Source organism: Microbacterium sp. NPDC060132 (genome assembly GCF_042729675.1).
GTDB classification, from domain to species: domain Bacteria; phylum Actinomycetota; class Actinomycetes; order Actinomycetales; family Microbacteriaceae; genus Microbacterium; species Microbacterium sufflavum.
In genome coordinates, this window is sequence record NZ_JBHWXU010000001.1 from 179,031 (window position 1) to 195,818 (window position 16,788).

At 71.2% G+C, this 16,788-nt stretch carries 15 protein-coding genes; 2 read left to right on the forward strand and 13 right to left on the reverse strand.

Annotation, left to right across the window (positions count from 1 at the left end):
* Positions 1–33: 33 nt before the first annotated feature.
* The 6 genes from ACFWCH_RS00905 to gabT all read right to left on the reverse strand — a co-directional run bounded on the left by ACFWCH_RS00905 (position 34) and on the right by gabT (position 8,179).
* Positions 34–1,398: an NAD-dependent succinate-semialdehyde dehydrogenase gene (locus ACFWCH_RS00905; RefSeq protein ID WP_136034418.1), complete on the reverse strand. Its 1,365-nt coding sequence runs from the start codon at positions 1,396–1,398 to the stop codon at positions 34–36.
* Between the two features lie 22 nt (positions 1,399–1,420).
* Positions 1,421–2,887 (reverse strand): NAD-dependent succinate-semialdehyde dehydrogenase, encoded by a 1,467-nt coding sequence (locus ACFWCH_RS00910; protein ID WP_378802705.1) that lies wholly within the window; start codon positions 2,885–2,887, stop codon positions 1,421–1,423.
* 24 nt (positions 2,888–2,911) lie between these two features.
* Positions 2,912–4,459 (reverse strand): APC family permease, encoded by a 1,548-nt coding sequence (locus tag ACFWCH_RS00915; protein WP_136046030.1) that lies wholly within the window; start codon positions 4,457–4,459, stop codon positions 2,912–2,914.
* Positions 4,459–5,343, reverse strand: coding sequence for a universal stress protein (locus ACFWCH_RS00920; protein ID WP_136036501.1), 885 nt, complete (start codon positions 5,341–5,343; stop codon positions 4,459–4,461). The genes ACFWCH_RS00915 and ACFWCH_RS00920 overlap by 1 nt, the downstream gene beginning before the upstream one ends.
* Positions 5,343–6,725, reverse strand: coding sequence for an NAD(P)/FAD-dependent oxidoreductase (locus tag ACFWCH_RS00925; RefSeq protein ID WP_136029586.1), 1,383 nt, complete (start codon positions 6,723–6,725; stop codon positions 5,343–5,345). Before ACFWCH_RS00925 ends, ACFWCH_RS00920 begins: the two co-directional genes overlap by 1 nt.
* A gap of 92 nt (positions 6,726–6,817) precedes the next feature.
* A complete protein-coding gene (gabT, locus tag ACFWCH_RS00930) occupies positions 6,818–8,179 on the reverse strand; it encodes a 4-aminobutyrate--2-oxoglutarate transaminase (protein WP_205814365.1) in 1,362 nt (453 codons plus the stop codon).
* 93 nt (positions 8,180–8,272) lie between these two features.
* Here gabT and ACFWCH_RS00935 point away from each other — a divergent pair, with 93 nt between their 5' ends.
* Positions 8,273–9,781: a PucR family transcriptional regulator gene (locus ACFWCH_RS00935; RefSeq protein ID WP_378802706.1), complete on the forward strand. Its 1,509-nt coding sequence runs from the start codon at positions 8,273–8,275 to the stop codon at positions 9,779–9,781.
* 102 nt (positions 9,782–9,883) lie between these two features.
* Here the strand turns inward: ACFWCH_RS00935 and ACFWCH_RS00940 are convergent, their stop codons facing one another.
* Positions 9,884–10,327: a riboflavin kinase gene (locus tag ACFWCH_RS00940; protein ID WP_378802707.1), complete on the reverse strand. Its 444-nt coding sequence runs from the start codon at positions 10,325–10,327 to the stop codon at positions 9,884–9,886.
* Entirely contained in the window at positions 10,324–10,833 is a 510-nt protein-coding gene (locus ACFWCH_RS00945; RefSeq protein ID WP_136036597.1) for a flavin reductase family protein, read from the reverse strand. Before ACFWCH_RS00945 ends, ACFWCH_RS00940 begins: the two co-directional genes overlap by 4 nt.
* Before the next feature lie 101 nt (positions 10,834–10,934).
* Between ACFWCH_RS00945 and ACFWCH_RS00950 the strand changes: the two genes are divergently transcribed.
* The gene (locus ACFWCH_RS00950) at positions 10,935–11,636 is read left to right on the forward strand and encodes a PadR family transcriptional regulator (protein WP_378802708.1); all 702 of its coding nucleotides are present in this window, start codon (positions 10,935–10,937) and stop codon (positions 11,634–11,636) included.
* A gap of 31 nt (positions 11,637–11,667) precedes the next feature.
* On the opposite strand, the gene ACFWCH_RS00955 is transcribed toward ACFWCH_RS00950, so the two are convergent.
* From ACFWCH_RS00955 to ACFWCH_RS00975, 5 genes are all read right to left on the reverse strand, one after another.
* Positions 11,668–12,552 (reverse strand): ribokinase, encoded by an 885-nt coding sequence (locus tag ACFWCH_RS00955; protein ID WP_378802709.1) that lies wholly within the window; start codon positions 12,550–12,552, stop codon positions 11,668–11,670.
* Positions 12,545–13,921 carry an NtaA/DmoA family FMN-dependent monooxygenase gene (locus ACFWCH_RS00960; protein ID WP_378802710.1) on the reverse strand — a complete coding sequence of 459 codons (1,377 nt, stop codon included), beginning with the start codon at positions 13,919–13,921 and terminating at the stop codon, positions 12,545–12,547. Before ACFWCH_RS00960 ends, ACFWCH_RS00955 begins: the two co-directional genes overlap by 8 nt.
* Before the next feature lie 104 nt (positions 13,922–14,025).
* Complete coding sequence (locus ACFWCH_RS00965; RefSeq protein ID WP_378802711.1) at positions 14,026–14,871, reverse strand: ABC transporter permease; 846 nt, start codon at positions 14,869–14,871, stop codon at positions 14,026–14,028.
* On the reverse strand, positions 14,864–15,661 hold the full coding sequence (locus tag ACFWCH_RS00970) for an ABC transporter ATP-binding protein (protein ID WP_136029602.1): 798 nt from the start codon (positions 15,659–15,661) through the stop codon (positions 14,864–14,866). The genes ACFWCH_RS00965 and ACFWCH_RS00970 overlap by 8 nt, the downstream gene beginning before the upstream one ends.
* Entirely contained in the window at positions 15,661–16,764 is a 1,104-nt protein-coding gene (locus tag ACFWCH_RS00975; protein ID WP_378802712.1) for an ABC transporter substrate-binding protein, read from the reverse strand. The genes ACFWCH_RS00970 and ACFWCH_RS00975 overlap by 1 nt, the downstream gene beginning before the upstream one ends.
* Positions 16,765–16,788 lie beyond the last annotated feature (24 nt).

Here is a 16,788-nt window from a genome sequence, read left to right on the forward strand (position 1 = left end):
GATCGACCCCCGGGCACCGTCACCGCGTCGGACTCAGCCGATGCGGATGAGCTTCTTGTTGACGAACTCGTCGGCGGCGAGGTGTCCGAGCTCACGCGCGGTGCCGCTGCGCTTGATGCCACCGAACGGCAGCTCCGGGCTGTCGGCGAGAACCAGGTTGACGTACACCATGCCGGCCTCGATCTTGTCGGCCACCCGCTCCGCCTGGGCCTCATCGGTCGTGAAGACGTACGACCCGAGCCCGAACGTGGTGTCGTTGGCCAGCTGCACCGCGGCGTCCTCGTCGGCCACGCGGTACACGACGGCGGCGGGGCCGAACAGCTCCTCCCGGTACACGTCCATCTCCGGCGTGACGTCGGCGAGCACGGTCGGCGCGAAGAACGCCCCGTCGCGCGTGCCCCCGGTCAGCAGCGTGGCGCCCTGGGCGACCGCGGTGTCGATCTGCTTCTGCAGGTTCTCCGCCGCCGCCTCCGACGACACCGGTCCGAGCACGGTGTCGTCCTGCGTGGGGTCGGTCGCCTCGACGGCCGCCATCGCCGCCGTGAACTTCTCCACGAACGCGTCGTACAGCTCGTCGACGATGATGAAGCGCTTGGCGCCGTTGCACGCCTGACCGTTGTTGTCGAGCCGCGCGTCCACGCCGGCCTGGACCGTCGCGTCGAGGTCGTCGGTCGAGAGTACGAGGAACGGGTCGGAGCCGCCGAGCTCCAGCGCGACCTTCTTGAGGTGCCGTCCGGCGACCTCGGCCACCGCCGCCCCCGCACGCTCCGAGCCGGTGAGCGAGACGCCCTGCACGCGCGGGTCGGCGATCATGTCGGCGATCTGCTCGTTCGTGGCGAGCACGTTCTGGTACGCGCCCTTCGGGAACCCGGCGTCGTGGTAGATCGCCTCGATCGCGCTCGACGACTCCGGGCACTGCGGCGCGGGCTTCAGCAGGATCGTGTTGCCGACGATCAGGTTCGGCGCCGCGAAGCGCACGATCTGGTAGGCCGGGAAGTTCCACGGCATGATGCCCACGAGCGGCCCCAGCGACGACCGGCGGATGATCGCCGAGCCGTCGCCGAGGATCGTGATGGGCTGGTCGGCCATGATGTCCTCGGCCTGATCCGCGTAGTACTCGGCGATGTCGGCGGCGAAGTCGACCTCGCCGAGCGCGGCCTCGCGCGGCTTGCCCATCTCGCGCACGAACACGTCGGCCAGCTCCTCGCGGCGCTCGCGATGCAGCTCGGCGGCGCGGCGCAGCAGCTGTGCGCGCTCCGCGACCGTGGTCGAGCGCGACCACTCGCGGTGCGCCTCGTCGGCGGCCGCGACCGCCTCTTCGATCTGCGCATCGGTGAACGTGTCGTACGTGGCCAGGGTCTCGCCGGTGGCGGGATTGACGACGGCGTAGTCGGTCATGTCTCCTCCTCTTGCCGTCCGGTCAGGAGACCGGGATCAGCGTGTACTTGGTGGACAGGTACTCGTGGATGCCCTCGAAGCCGCCCTCGCGGCCGACACCGGACTGCTTGACGCCGCCGAACGGAGCCGCCGCGTTGGAGACCACGCCCACATTGAGTCCCATCATGCCGGTCTCGAGCGCGTCGATCATGCGCTGACCGCGCTGCAGGTTCTCGGTGAACACGTACGACACCAGGCCGTACTCGGTGTCGTTCGCGAGGCGCACGGCCTCATCCTCGGTCTCGAACGTGGCGATCGCCAGCACTGGGCCGAAGATCTCCTCGCGCAGGATCGCGCTGCCGGCCACGACATCGGTGAGGACCGTGGGCTCGTAGAACGTGCCGGTGCCCTCGAGCGCCTTGCCGCCCGCGAGCAGCGTCGCGCCGCGCTCCACCGCGTCGTCGACGAGCTCGCCCGCCTTGGCCACCGCGTCCTCGTCGATGAGCGGGCCGATCGCCACGCCCTCCTCGGTGCCGCGGCCGATCTTCATCGCTTTCACGCGCTCGGTCACCCGCTTGGCGAACTCGCCGGCCACGTCACGGTGCACGATGAAGCGGTTGGCCGCCGTGCACGCCTGGCCGATGTTGCGGAACTTCGCGGCGAGCGCGCCCTCCACGGCCTTGTCGAGGTCGGCGTCGTCGAACACCACGAACGGTGCATTGCCGCCGAGCTCCATCGACACGCGCAGCACGCCCTCGGCCGCCTGCGCGATGAGCTTGCGGCCCACCTCGGTCGACCCCGTGAACGACAGCTTGCGCAGCCGGGGGTCCGCGATGATCGGCGCTGACAGAGCGCTGGACTTCGAGGTCTGCACCACGTTGACGACGCCGGCGGGGAGCCCCGCCTCCTCCAGCAGCGTCGTGAAGAAGATGGTCGTGAGCGGCGTGAGTGCCGGGGGCTTGATGACCACCGTGCACCCGGCGGCGAGCGCCGGCGCGATCTTGCGGGTGGCCATCGCGAACGGGAAGTTCCACGGGGTGACGAAGAACGACGGCCCGACGGGGCGCTGCGACACGATCATGTGCCCGGTGCCCTCCGGGTTCAGACCGTAGCGACCGCTGATGCGCACGGCCTCCTCGCTGAACCAGCGGAGGAACTCGCCGCCGTACGCGACCTCGCCGCGCGCCTCGGCGAGCGGCTTGCCCATCTCCAGGGTCATCAGCAGCGCCAGGTCTTCCTTGTGCGCCTGCACCAGGTCGAACGCGCGGCGCAGGATCTCGCTCCGCACGCGCGGAGCGGTGGCGGCCCACTCGTCCTGAGCGGCCACCGCGGCGTCGAGCGCACGGATGCCGTCGGCGGGCGTGGCGTCGGCGATCGTGCGGATCACCTGGTTCGTGGCCGGGTCCTTGACGTCGAACGTGGCGCCGGTCTCGCCGTCGATCCACTGTCCGCCGATGAAGAGTCCAGTGGGGATGCTGTCGAGCAGCGCCTGCTCGGTCTGAGTGCTCATGGGTTCTCTTTCTGTGAGTGGGGGCTAGGGGCGACGACGCCGGCTCGGCGGCGCGTCGATGCTCAGCGTCTGTCCGCGGAAGAACGCCGGGCGACGGATCGCGTTCCAGATCATCACCGCGATGCCCACGACGATGATCAGCATCCCGAGGATGAACACGATCCCGACGCCGCCGATCTCCGACCCCGAGCCGTAAGCCGGGTCCATCGAGTCGATCAGCGTGGTGAAGAACAGGATCGCGAGGATGATGCCACCCACCAGCGGGAACAGGAACGTGAAGAAGACGTTGCGCGTGGAGTCGAACCACTGCTTGCGGAAGTACCAGACGCACGCGAACGCGGTGATGCCGTAGTAGAAGCAGATCATCATGCCGAGCGTGAGGATCGTGTCCCACAGGGTGTCCTCGCTGACCACGCGCATGACCGCGTAGAACGCCGAGGCGACGATGGCCGAGACGATCGTGGCGTAGCCGGGGGTGAAGAACCGCGGGCTGACCTTCGCGAACGACTTCGGCAGGGCGCCGTAGTGGCCCATCGCGAGCAGGGTGCGCGCCGGACCGACGAACGTCGACTGCAGCGACGACGCCGAGCTGGTGAGCACCGCCAGCGACACGAGGAACGCGAGCGGCCCGAGGATCGGTCCGGAGAGGTGGAAGAACACGTTCTCCTGGATGTCGCCGTTGCCGAGGCCGAGCTCGCCCGTGCCCACGCCCGCGAACATGATCATCGCGACGGCGAGGAGCAGGTACAGCGAGACGATCGTGAGCACGGTGACCGTGGCCGCGCGGCCCGGCGTCTTCTCCGGGTCCTTCGTCTCCTCGTTCATGGTGAGCGTGACGTCCCAGCCCCAGAAGATGAAGATCGACAGGGAGAGACCGGCCGCCACGGCGCTGAACGACGAGATCGCGAACGGGTTGAACCAGTTGAGGTCGAACGGCTGGTAGTCGAAGCCGTTGCCGCTCACGGCCTGGACGATCGCGGCGACCGCGAAGAACACCAGCACCAGGATCTGGAAGCCCACCAGCCAGTACTGCAGCTTCTGGGTCGTCTGCATGTCGCGGTACGACACCCAGGTCGCCCCCAGCATGAACAGCAGGCACACGCCGATGTTGATCCACGTCACCCCGGCCAGGTCGGCGATCCCGGCGTTGCCCGTGATCTGCGACAGCAGCAGGAACAGGAAGTCGACGGCGACCCCGGCGAGGTTCGACAGCACCAGGATCGTCGCGACGACCAGGCCCCAGCCGGCCATCCAGCCCACCCAGGGTCCGAACGCGCGGGCGGCCCAGGTGAAGGACGTGCCGGAGTCGGGCATGCGGTTGTTGAGCTCGCGGTAGCCGAAGGCCACCAGGAGCATCGGGATGAAGCCGACGAGGATGATCGCCGGGATCTGCGCGCCCACCTCGGACGCGGTGGGGCCGACGGCGGCCGTGAACGTGTAGGCGGGGGCGATGCACGAGATGCCGATCACGACGGCGCCGATGAGGCCGACGGTGCCGGCACTCAGGCCCTTCGTGGAGATGCCGGTCGTGACGCCGGATGCGGGCTCCGTCGCCCGGTTGGTGCTGCTCATCAGCGGTCTCCTGCTTCGTTGCGGGTGCGCGGGACGACGATCATGGGAACGGGCAGCTCGTGCAGCATCTTCGCCGCCGTGGAGCCCAGGAACAGACGGCGCGGCTGTGCCAGGCGGCTCGAGCCGACCAGCACCACCTCACCCGGGAGCCAGGAGAGCCCGGCGACGGCGTCTTCGACCGTCTCGCCCGGTGCCTCCTCGACGACGGCGCCCAGGCCGTCCGGCAGCTGCTCGGCAGCGACCGCGAGCACCCGGTGGGCGTGCTCGCTGCCGGCCAGGCGGATCGCGCCGGTGTCGAGGCCCGGCGGCACGTCGAACGGCACGAGCGACACCAGCCGCAGGGAGACCTCGGCCGCCCCGGCGAGGGCGACGGCCTGGTCGAGCACGCCCTCCGCACCCGGACGCGTGCCGACCGCGACCGTGACGCGCGGGAGCACGTGGTCGTCCTGCTGCGCGAGCCCCGACGGCGCGAGGGCGACCGGGATCGGCGAGGAGTGCAGCAGCTCGGATGCGACGCTGCCGAGGCGGTGACGGCCGAAGAGGCCGCCGCCCGCGGTGCCGATCACGATCACGCTCGCGTCGAACTCCTCGCCCGCCGCGATGAGCCCCTCCGCGAACGACTCGGAGAAGCGCACGTGGCCGCTGCGCACCAGCTCCTGCGGGAGCCGCACGACCGCGTCCTGCAGCCACTTCCGTGCCTGCGTGCGGATCACGTCCTCATACGCGCGCTCCGGCGGGACGGCCGCGCTGCGGGTGCCCTCGGTGGGGAGCACGATCACCAGGTGCAGCGTCGCGCCGATGCTGCGGGCCAGCCGGGCGCCCAGCGCCGCGGCGTCCGCCCCCGCGTCCGTCGCCGTGTAGCCGACGACGACCGAGCCGGTCATCAGCCGATGCTCTCGGGAGCGCCGGCCTCGCGGCGGGCGTCGACGATGTTCGCCGCGACGAGGTGGCCCATGCGGATCGCCCCGTCGACGTGCTGGTAACCCGCTCCGGCCATGTCGCTGCAGGCGAAGTGGATCGGTCCGACCGGCGTGCGCAGGTCGGCGCCGTAGCGGTGCAGCCCGCCGAGGTCGAAGCTCGCGGCGTACGCGCCCCGCGTCCACTCCTCGCTGCCCCAGTCGCTCTCGTAGTACACGACCGGGTTCTTGGCCTCCGGGCCGTAGTAGTGCGAGAGCGACTCGAGGATGCGCTCCTTGCGCTCCTCGGCCGACAGCTCGAACACGCCGTCGGCGTTGGCGTCGGAGACGAAGCCGACCAGGGTGCCGCGCTCGTCGCCGTGGTTGGTGTTGTCGTACGCCTCGTGCGAGAGCTCGTACGGGCTGAACGCCGTGCCGCTCAGGCCCTGCTCGCGCCAGAACGGCCGGTCGTAGACGGCGTGCACCTTGATGACGAAGCCCATCGACAGGTGCTGGTGCAGCTGGTGCTGGCGACGCGGCAGCGGCGGGACGAAGGAGATGCGGTTGTAGAGGATGGGGGCGTGCGCGAGGATCGCGTACCGTGCGCGGACCGTGAGGTCGTCGGTGGTCGCCACGACCCCGTCATCCGACCACTCCAGGCTGCGGACGGGCTGGTTCAGCAGCACGTCCTCCCCCAGGCGCTCGGCGAGACGCAGCGGCACCTGCTGCAGGCCTCCGACCACGCGCTTGTCGAGGATGAAGTCGGCGTCGACGAGGTTCGAGTAGGAGCCGGCCGAGGCCGCCATGAGCAGCGACTGCAGCAGCGAGAAGGAGTGCGTCGGCTTGGTCAGCATCGCCGAGCCGGTGGCGAAGGCGAGGTTGCGTACGGCCTCGTCGTCGTCGGTCTGCGAGCGCAGCCAGGCGTCCCACGAGATGGAGTCCCACTCCGCCGCGTTCGGGTGCTCCCACGGCTTGTCCGGGTCGATCTCGGCCACGAGGGCGTCGAGGATGCCGGTGATGCGGGCGATCACGGCCTCGGTCTCCGGCGACACCGGGAACATCTCGCCCGTGAAGCGGTGCGCCTGACCGTCGGGGCCGACGTAGACGCTGTCCCCCTCGCGGTAGCGGCTGTAGGTCTCGAGCCCGAGCTCCTCGATCGCGTCCTTCAGGGCGTCCTGGTCGGGCGACACCCACTGGCCGCCGATCTCGAGCATGGCGCCGTCGATCACGTCGGTCCACAGCCGGCCGCCCACGCGGTCGCGGGCCTCCAGCACGGCGACCGACAGGCCGGCCTTGCGCAGATCGTTGGCGGCCGTGAGCCCTGCGGCTCCGGCGCCGACGATCAGCACGTCGCGAGTGATCTCAGCCATCTGCAACTCCTTCGTCGTCGGGGGATGTGGGGGATGAAGTACCGGCCGCGTCCCGAAATCCCCCGATCCGGGGACGCGGCCGGACAGCGGGGTCAGGCCGAGGCGAGCGCCTGCGCGACGACGTCGAGGCCCTCGTTCAGCAGCTCGTCGCCGATCGACAGCGGCGGCAGGAAGCGGATGACGTTGCCGTAGGTGCCGCACGTGAGCACGATCACGCCCTGCGCGATGCAGGCCTTCGCGACCGCGGCGGTGAGCGCGGCGTCGGGGGCCTTGGTCTCGGGGTCGACGAACTCGGCCGCGACCATCGCGCCGTGTCCGCGCACGTCGCCGATGCGGGCGTCGTCGGACTGCAGCGCGGTGAGGCGGCCGATGAGGATCTCGCCGATCTCGCGGGCGCGCTCGATCACGCCGTCGTTCTCGAACACGTCGATCGCGGCGAGGGCCGCGGCGCACGCGATCGGGTTGCCGCCGTAGGTGCCGCCGAGGCCGCCCGAGTGCGAGGCGTCCATGATCTCGGCGCGACCGGTGACCGCGGCCAGCGGCAGGCCGCCCGCGATGCCCTTGGCCGTGGTGATGAGGTCGGGCTCGATGCCGAAGATCTCGCTGGCGAACATGTGGCCCGTGCGGGCGAAGCCGGTCTGCACCTCGTCGGCGATGAAGACCACGCCGTTCGCGCGGCACCACTCGACGATCGCGGGGAGGAAGCCCTCGGCGGGGACGATGAAGCCGCCCTCGCCCTGGATCGGCTCGATGATGACGGCGGCGAGGTTGTCGGCGCCGATCTGCTTCTCGAGCTGCAGGATCACGCGGGCCGCGGCCTCCGCGCCCTCGAGGCCGTCGCGGAACGGGTACGACATCGGGGCGCGGTACACCTCGGGGGCGAACGGGCCGAAGCCGCTCTTGTACGGCATCGACTTGGCGGTCAGCGCCATCGTGAGGTTGGTGCGGCCGTGGTAACCGTGGTCGAACGCCACGACGGCCTGGCGTCCGGTGTGCTTGCGGGCGATCTTGATCGCGTTCTCGACCGCCTCGGCGCCCGAGTTGAACAGCGCGCTCTTCTTGGCGAAGTCGCCGGGGGTGACCCGGTTCAGCGCCTCGGCCACCCCGACGTACGACTCGTAGGGCGAGATCATGAAGCACGTGTGGGTGAACTGCGCGGCCTGCGCGGCGACGGCCGCGGCGACCTTGGGGTGCGCGTTGCCGACCGTGGTGACGGCGATGCCGGAGCCGAGGTCGATGAGCGAGTTGCCGTCGGCGTCGACGACCACTCCGCCGCCCGCGGCGACGGCGGCGACCGGCACGGTGTGGCCGACACCGGCGGCGACGGCGTCGGCCTTGCGGGCGAGGACCTCGGCCGAGCGCGGGCCCGGGAGTTCCGTGACGAGGCGACGCTCCTGCGGGAGGTCGGGGCCGCCGAGGGGGGTTGCGGGTGCTGCGGTGTCGAGGAGTGCCATGTCGCGAGCGTACGACCGCCGCCGGGAGGGTCGCATTCGCCGGCCTGTACAATCTGAGCAGCGGATTCGCCACCTCGTACAAACCGGAAGCCCATGGCCCCCACCGACGCCCCCACGCTGCGGTCCCTGCTCCAGCGCAGGGACCTCGGCCTGACGCTCGTGTCCGACGAGCACGCCCTGCCCGACGGCGCCCTCGACCGGCCGCTGCGGTGGGTGCACGGCTCCGACCTCGCAGACCCGACGCCCTTCCTGTCCGAGGATCTGGCGCTGCTCACCACGGGCACGCAGTTCGACGGCGCCGCGGACATCCCCTCCTACGTCGGGCGGCTGGCCGATCGCGGCGTGCTCGGGCTCGGCTTCGGCACCGAGGTGCACCGCTCCGGGATCCCGGACGAGCTCATCGCCGCCTGCGCCGCACACGGCATCCCCCTGTTCGAGGTGCCCTACCGCACGCCGTTCATCGCCGTCGCCCGCGCACACTCCGAGGCCATCGCGGCCCAGGCGTACGCCCGCCGTTCCTGGGCGCTGGACACGCAGCGCGCGCTCGCCCTGGCCGCCCTCCGCCCGCGCGGCCTCGACGCGATCGTCGCGGAGCTCGGCCGCCGGCTCGACGTCTGGGCGGGCATGTACGACGCGGCAGGGGCGCTGCTGTTCGCCCATCCGCGTGATGCGGTCGACACCGCCACGCTCGATCTGCTCGCCGACCGCGTGCTGGAGATCCTGGGCCGTGGACTGGAGGCGGGGCAGTCTCTCACGATCGACGCACACACCTTCATGCTCTTCACCGTCGGGCGCGGAGGGCACCTGCGCGGGGTGATCGCGGTCGCCGCCGAGACGCTGGACGCGGAGGCCCGGTCGGTCGTGACCTCGGTGATCGCGATGGCCGGACTGGCGCTGGAGCAGAGCGAGCAGCTCGCCAGGAGCCGTCGCCGCCTGCACACCCAGCTGCTGCAGTCGCTGCTGGCCGACGACCCCGCGCTCGCCCGCCGCGTGCTCGGCGCCCTCCCTCCGGCACCGATCGTGGTGGCGGTCGCCGCCGACGCCCCGGCCGGACCGCTGGTCGACTGGTGGGAGCGGCGGCGGGCGGACCACGGCACGGTGTCGTTCCTCGCGGAGTCGCCCGAGGGCCTGACGATGTGCGTGTCCTCGGGCGACGAGGGACTGTTGGACGAGGTCGCCGAGCGCTTCGGCATCCGCATCGGGGTCTCCGGCCCCGAGGGCTACGCGGTCTTCTCCCGTGCGCACGCCCAGGCGCTGACGGCCCTGCGGCAACCCGCGTCTGCGGCCGTCGTGCGCTACGCGGACACGGTGGGTGCGAACATCCTCACGGCGCTGGCGACCGACGAGGCGCGGCTGGTGGCGGAGTCGCGCCTGGCGCCGCTGCGCGAGCAGGACGCGGCGGTCGGCACCGGACTCGAGCACACGCTGCGGGTCTGGCTGGAGCACGACGCACGCGCGGAGCCGGCCGCCGCGGCGCTGGGCATCCACCGGCACACCCTGCGCTCGCGGGTCGCGCAGGCCGGCGCCATGCTGGGCGTGGATCTGGCGTCGTTCCCCGCCCGCGCCGAGCTGTGGGCGCTGTTGCAGACCGCGCGCGACTGATCCGCGCCCCGCCCCTGCACCGGCTCAGGCCCGCGCAGCCTCATCCCGCGCGGCTCCATCCCCTCGCCGAGTGCGCGGCCTGCTGCCGACCACCCCGCCTGTTCACGCGGAGAAACCGTGCCCTCGGCGCGAGGCCGGGCGTCCGGTGCGCGCCCGCGGCACCGTCGCGAGGAGGGCCCCGGCACGCTCGATGTCGGCGGCGGTCTGGGATACGAGGGCCGCGACGGTGTCGAAGCAGAGCGTCGGGCGCAGCAGCGAGAGCAGCTCGACCCGGAGGCGGTGCCCGTACAGGTCGAGGTCCGTGTCGTGCAGGTGCACCTCCACCCGGCGCTCCCGGCTGCCGTGGAAGGTCGGGTTGGCACCCACGCTCGCGGTCGCGGGCATCCCCTCCTGCTCGTCGTCGATCCAGGCCAGCGCGGCGTAGATGCCGTCGGCGGGGAGGCCGGGGCCGTCGAGGGCGAGGTTGGCGGTCGGGAACCCGAGGTCGCGTCCTCGACCGTCGCCGGGGACGACCACTCCGGCGATCTCGCGGACGGGTGCGCTCACACGTCTGCGGCGGGAGAGATCGCGCGGTAGCGGCTCTGGTGGAACACGAGCGGCTCGACGTCGTCGAAGAGCGTCACGTCCTGGATCTCGTACAGAGCGATCTCGTGATCGCCACCGTCGAACGTGCTGTGCAGACGGCAGGTGAGCCAGAGCGCGGCGTCGGCCACCAGCACGGCCCCGCCGTCGGTGCGGTGCCAGGCGTGCCCCCCGAACCGGTCCCCCTCCCGCGCGGACAGGGAGCGGCTGAGCGGTTCGTGGTGTGCCGCGAGGACGCTCATCCCGAGTTCCGGGACGGCGCGCAGCACCGGCCAGGTCTTCGAGGTGCGCGCGGCGCTGACCGCGACGAGGGCGGGCTCCAGGGAGATCGAGGTGAAGGAGTTGACCGCCATCCCGACGGCGCGGTCGTCCACGACGGCCGCGAGGGCGACCACCCCCGTGGGATAGACCGAGAAGGCACGACGGAGCGCACGGTCGCGCGGCAGGGCATCGGTCACGGCAGTGGTCATCACGAGTCCTTTCGATAGTCAACTTTGACTAAGGCGACTATAGACAAATTTGACCACTCAAACAACCGGGAACGCGCATCCCAGCCGTTAGCATGAACGACATGTCGACCACCCGTCTCGTCGTCCTCGGCGCCGTGAAGCAGTTCCAGCCGGTACACGGCTACTTTCTCCGGCGAGAACTGATGACCTGGCACGTCGACGAGTGGGCGCACATCCAGCCCGGCTCGATCTACAACGCCCTCCGGGCCCTGGAGGTCGACGGGTACATCGCGGAGAGCGGCACCGAGGCCGAGGGCAAGCGCCCCGCCCGCACCACGTACCGCATCACCCCCTCGGGCGAGGTCGAGCTGCAGCGGATGCTGCGCGAGAACCTCTGGAACGTGGCGGCCTTCGACACCCAGGCGATCATGACCGTCGCCTCGTTCATGTTCGTGCTGAGCCGCCAGGAGGTCATCGCGGGCCTGGAGCACCGCCTCATCAAGAGCGACGCGATCATCACGCAGAACGGCTTCGATGTGCAGGACACCCTGCGCTCCGAGACCACGCCGAAGTACGTGCGCGAGATCTTCGACCTCTCCACCGCCCGGCTCACCGCCGAGAAGCAGTGGCTGCTCGACCTGCTGGAACGGCTGCGGGCCGGCGAGTACGCCTTCGCGGGCGAGACGGCCGAGGACACGACGCCGGAGCGGGGGGCGGCGGCCGCCACGACGAAGAACTCCGCAACGACGGCGAAGAAGAGCCCCGCGACGACGGCGACGAAGAGCCCCGCGAAGACGGCGACGAAGAGCACCGCGAAGGACTGACCGCACCCCGCGCCGTCCCTCCGGACCGGCCTCAGCGCGTCGCCGTCAGCTCCGCCAGCGCCTCGGGCGTGAGCGCCGGAGTGGTCGCTCCCCGGTGCAGCGCCACGATCGCCCCCGCGGCGCACGCGAGGACGAGGGCGTTTTCCACCGGCACTCGACGGGCGAGCGCACCGGCGAGCGCGCCGCAGAACGCGTCGCCCGCGCCCGTCGTGTCGACCGGATCGATACGGAACGCCTCGACGTGCACAACCGGGCGACCGGTGCGGTGCAGGTCCACTCCCCCGGCGCCGCGCGTGAGCACCACGGTCGCGGCTCCGGCCCGGTGCAGGAGGTCGATCCCGCCGAGCTCCGCGCACTCCGTCTCGTTCACCACGAGCACGTCCACGCACTCCAGCAGCCCGAGCGTCGCCGCGTGGGCGGGGGCGGCGTTCAGCACGGTCGTGGCGCCGGCGTCGCGCGCCGCCCGCAGTGCCGCCGACACCGCGGGCACCGGCACCTCGAGCTGCGCCAGCACGACGGCGGCGCCGGAGACCGCGGCGACCGCATCCTCCGGCGACAGCTCCGCGTTCGCGCCGGCCGCGACGATGATGCTGTTGTCGCCGCCCTCCAGCGCCAGCACGTGCGCGACCCCGGTCGGGGCGGTATCCGAGCGGCGCAGGGCCGAGGTGACCCCGGCGTCGGCGAGCGTGTGCTCCAGCAGTGCGGCGCCCTCGTCCGTCCCGACCACACCGCAGAACCGCGTCGGCGCGCCGCTGCGGGCCGCGGCGACCGCCTGGTTCAGGCCCTTGCCGCCCGCGAAACGGCCGCCGGCGCGGCCCAGCAGTGTCTCGCCGATGCGCGGGGGGCGCGACACCTCGACCACCAGATCGAGGTTCGCGCTCCCCACGACAGCGACGCCGGACAGCTCGTCAGACACGCGCCATCGACCGGCGGTACGTCGAACCCACGTGCGACTCGGCCAGCGCGGGCGTCGGGGTTCCCATCAGCCGCTCGCGCAGCGACTGCGGCTCGTCGGACGGCTCGGCGATCGCGCCGCGCTCCTTCAGGATCGGCAGCACATGCTCGATGAAGTCCTTCGTGGACGCCGGCGGGATGACCGGGGCGAACAGGAAGCCGTCGAGGTCGGCGCCGTCGGCGAGCGCGATCATCCGGTCGGCCACCTGCTCCGGGGTGCCGACGAGCGGGCGGGCGCCGACGCCGTGCGCGTGCCAGTCGCCCAGCACGTCGCCCACGGTCTTGTCGGCGAAGCGCGCGACCTGGGTCTGCGACAGCTCCGTGCTCAGCTCCGACATGGGCGTGCCCGGGTCGTACGACGACAGGTCGAGGCCGGTGAACCAGGCGTAGGAGGCGACCGTGACCTCGGGGTTCTGGGCGTCGGCGACCTCGGCGTACGTGCGACGAGCCTCCTCCTCGGTGCTGCCGACGACGGCGGCGAACGCGGACATGATCTTGACCTCGTGCGCGGCGCGGCCGTTCTTCACGGCCTCTTCGCGGATCGCGGTCGCGTGGCCGCGGAGCTGCTCGACCGAGCCGCTGCCGACGAAGATCGCCTCGCCGTGCTTGCCGCCGAACTCGCGGCCGGCCGGAGACGCGCCCGCCTGGAACAGCACCGGGGTGCCCTGCGGCGAGCGCTGCGTGTTGCCGTAGCCGTGCGAGCGGAAGTACGGGCCGTCGTGCGCGATGCGGTGCACCTTGGCCGGGTCGGCGAAGCGGCCGGACTTGTCGCGCTCGAGCGCCCCCTCCTCCCACGCCTGCTCCCACAGCTTGTACACGACCTGCATGAAGTCGTCGGCCATCAGGTAGCGCTCGTCGTGCCCGACCATCGGCACCCCGAAGCCCTGCACGGCGGTGTCGGCGGTGCCGGTCGTGACGACGTTCCAGCCGATGCGGCCGCCGGACAGGATGTCGAGGCTGGCCATGCGCCGCGCGAACGCGTAGGGCGGCTCCAGCAGCGTCGACCCGGTGGCGACGAGTCCGAGGCGCGTGGTCTGCGGGATGAGCGCCGCGAGGAGCACGGCGGGGTCGAGTCGCGGCAGGTCGAGGCCTTCGATCGAGCAGATGTCGGGACGCTCGCCCGCGACGTCGGCCCACCCCCACGCGTCGGCGAGGAACAGGAAGTCGAAGCCCGCGTCCTCCGCCATGCGCGCGGTGTCGCGCCAGTAGTCGAGTCGGTCGAAGAGGTAGCGCCCGTTGTCGGGGTGGCGCCAGGTCGCGGTGCCGGAGTCGTTCGCCTGCGCGTTCTCGAAGAGGCCGAGGCGCAGCTGCTTCACGGGGTGATCGGTCATGGCGGGTGCCTTCCTTGTGGGTGGGTGGTGTCGTCGTGGGGTGTCCGGGCACGCCGGGGGAACCCCGGGGGCGGGGGCGCACCCCCGGGGCGGGTGGGGCCGGGTCAGCCCTTGGCGGTGACCTCGCCGTCGCTCCACCACAGGACGCGCTTGCGCACGACCGCGAGGAGCACGATCAGGAGCACACCGAGCAGGCAGAGCAGCGCGATGCTGGCCCAGGTGACGGGGAGGTTCGCCTGTGCGGCGGAGGTGGTGACGAGCGAGCCGAGGCCGGCCTGCTGCCCGGCGGCGACGAACTCCGCGACCGCGGCTCCGACCACGGCCAGCGGCAGGGCGATCCGCAGCCCGGCGAAGACGTAGGGCATGCTGCCAGGGAATCGCAGTTCGCGGAAGATCTCCCACCGCGAGGCATGCAGGGTCTTGAACACGTCGAGCGCCTTCTGGTCGACGTCGCGGAGTCCGGCGAGCGAGTTGACCAGCATCGGGAAGAACACCACCAGCCCGGTCACGATGAACTTCGGCACCATGCCGAAGCCGAACGCGACGACCAGCGCGGGGGCGATCGCGACGATCGGCGTGACCATCACGATGATCACGAGCGGCATGACGGCCCGTTCGATGATCTGGAACTCTGCCATCACCACCGCCAGCAGGAACCCGGCGAGGATGCCGGCCGAGGCGCCGACCACCACTTCGAGCAGCGTCACCAGGAAGTTCGACCAGTACATACCCGCGTCGTCGACGAGGCTTCCTCCGATCGCCTCCAGCGTGGGCAGCACATAGGGGTTGGTCCATGCGACGATCTGCCACAGCAGCGCCGCGATCACGAAGGTGATGAGGGTGGGCAGCCACGATCCCCAGCGCAGCCACGACGGGACGCCGCGGGGGGTCTCGCGCAGGCGCGCGGTGGCGAGGGTGGCGGTGGTGTCTCTCATGGTCAGCTCAGACATGGGCCTTCTCCGTCTGCGCGCGCAGCGCACCGCGCACGACTGCTTCCAGGTCGCGGAACTCGTCGGTGGCGTACGCCTCCTCGGTGCGGGGCCGCGGCAGGTTCACGTCGATCACCTCGGCGATGCGCCCGGGGTGGGCGGCCATCACCACGATCCGGTCCGAGAGCATGATGGCCTCGGGCACGGAGTGCGTGACGAACATGACGGCCTTGCGGTTGGACTGCCAGAAGTCCAGCAGGGCGATGCGCTGCAGGTCGCGGTTCATCTCGTCGAGGGCCGAGAACGGTTCGTCCATCAGCATGATCGCCGGGTCGAACACGAAGGCCCTGGCGATCGCGGCGCGCTGCTGCATGCCGCCGGACAGCTGCCCGGGGTACTTCTTCAGGGCATGCCCGAGGCCGAAGGTCGACAGCAGCTCCGCGGGATCGCGGAGGGCGCGGTCGCCGTTCGCCCCGCGGTTGATCCGCACGGGGAGCTCGACGTTCTCGCGCACGGTCTTCCACGGAAGCAGGGCGGGCGACTGCGGCACGAGGCCGATCTTCTTGTCGCGGGATGCCGCGGTGACGCTCTCGCCGTCGATGGTCACGGTGCCCGAGTCGGCGTCGAGGAGCCCGGCGACGACCTTGAGCAGCGTCGACTTGCCGCAGCCGCTCGGGCCGATCACCGACACGAACTCGCCCATGCCGATCGTGAGGCTCACGTCGTCGAGCACGGTGACCCTGGCTCCGTCGACCCCGAACGACTTCGAGACGTTGCGCACCTCGACGCCGGCGCCCGTGGCCGCGGTCATCACTTCGCCGTCCAGATGAGCTCGTCGCCGTCGTAGAGGTCGGCCACCAGGTCGGGGTCCATCATGTCGGCGATCGCGGGCAGGTTCTTCACGTCGCCGTACTCCTGCACGATCTCGTACTCGGGCTCCCACATGGCCTCGGTCTGCACGCCGGGGTTGCCGCCCGCGCTCTCGCGCACCCAGGCCGACTCGACCTCCCACGTGCGGGCGAGCTGGTCGCGCGGGAACGCGGCGCCCTGGCCGTTCTCCTCCGCCAGCTCGGCGAGCATGTCGATGCACTCGTCGGACTCGTCGAGGCAGAACTGCAGTGCCTTGAGGCTCGCGCGCAGGAAGTCGGCGGCGACCTCGCGGTGCTCGGCGAGGAAACGCGAGTTCACCTCCATCACGTTGTAGGTGCCCTCGACGCCGAGGTCGGACGGCAGGAACTCGCTGAACGGGAGGCCCTGCGCCTTGAGGGTCTGCGGCTGGTTGGAGGCGTAGCCGACGATCGCGTCGACCTGCTCGCGCACGACCACGGTGGGGTCGTAGTTGGTCATCTTCACCATCTCGACCTTCGACACGTCGACGCCGGCCTCGTCGAGCATGGCCGAGGCGATGGGCGTGAGGTTGATGAAGTAGCCGAGCGAGCCGCCCTCGAGGTCGGTGAGGTCCTCGAGCTTCTCGTTGCCGAAGATCGAGAACGGCGGGGTCGTGCCGTAGGTCGCGACGGCCGTGAGGTTCTTGCTGTTGGCGGCGGCGAGCATCACGTCGGACGCGGAGCCGAGGGCGGTGAACTGCGCCTGACCGGAGGCGACGAGCTGCTGTCCGTTCGCGCCGGAGGCGTTGATCTCGACATCGAGGCAGAGGTCGTCGAAGTAGCCGAGCTCCTTCGCGAGGAACACGTCGAGCTGCCCGGCGCTGGCGGAGTAGCCGTAGCCGGAGATGTAGGTGATGGTGCCGGCGTCCTGGTTGCGCTGGCAGGCGTCGGATCCGTCTGCGCTCGTGGGGGCGGTATCGCCGCCCGGCGTCTGCGCGGAGCATGCTCCGAGCGTCAGCGTGGCGGCGAGAACGCACGTCAGGGTGGCAGTGGTGCGGAATCGGGTTTCCGCAGAGGAAGTAGCCATGAGGGTCCCTTCTCGGCCGTTCGT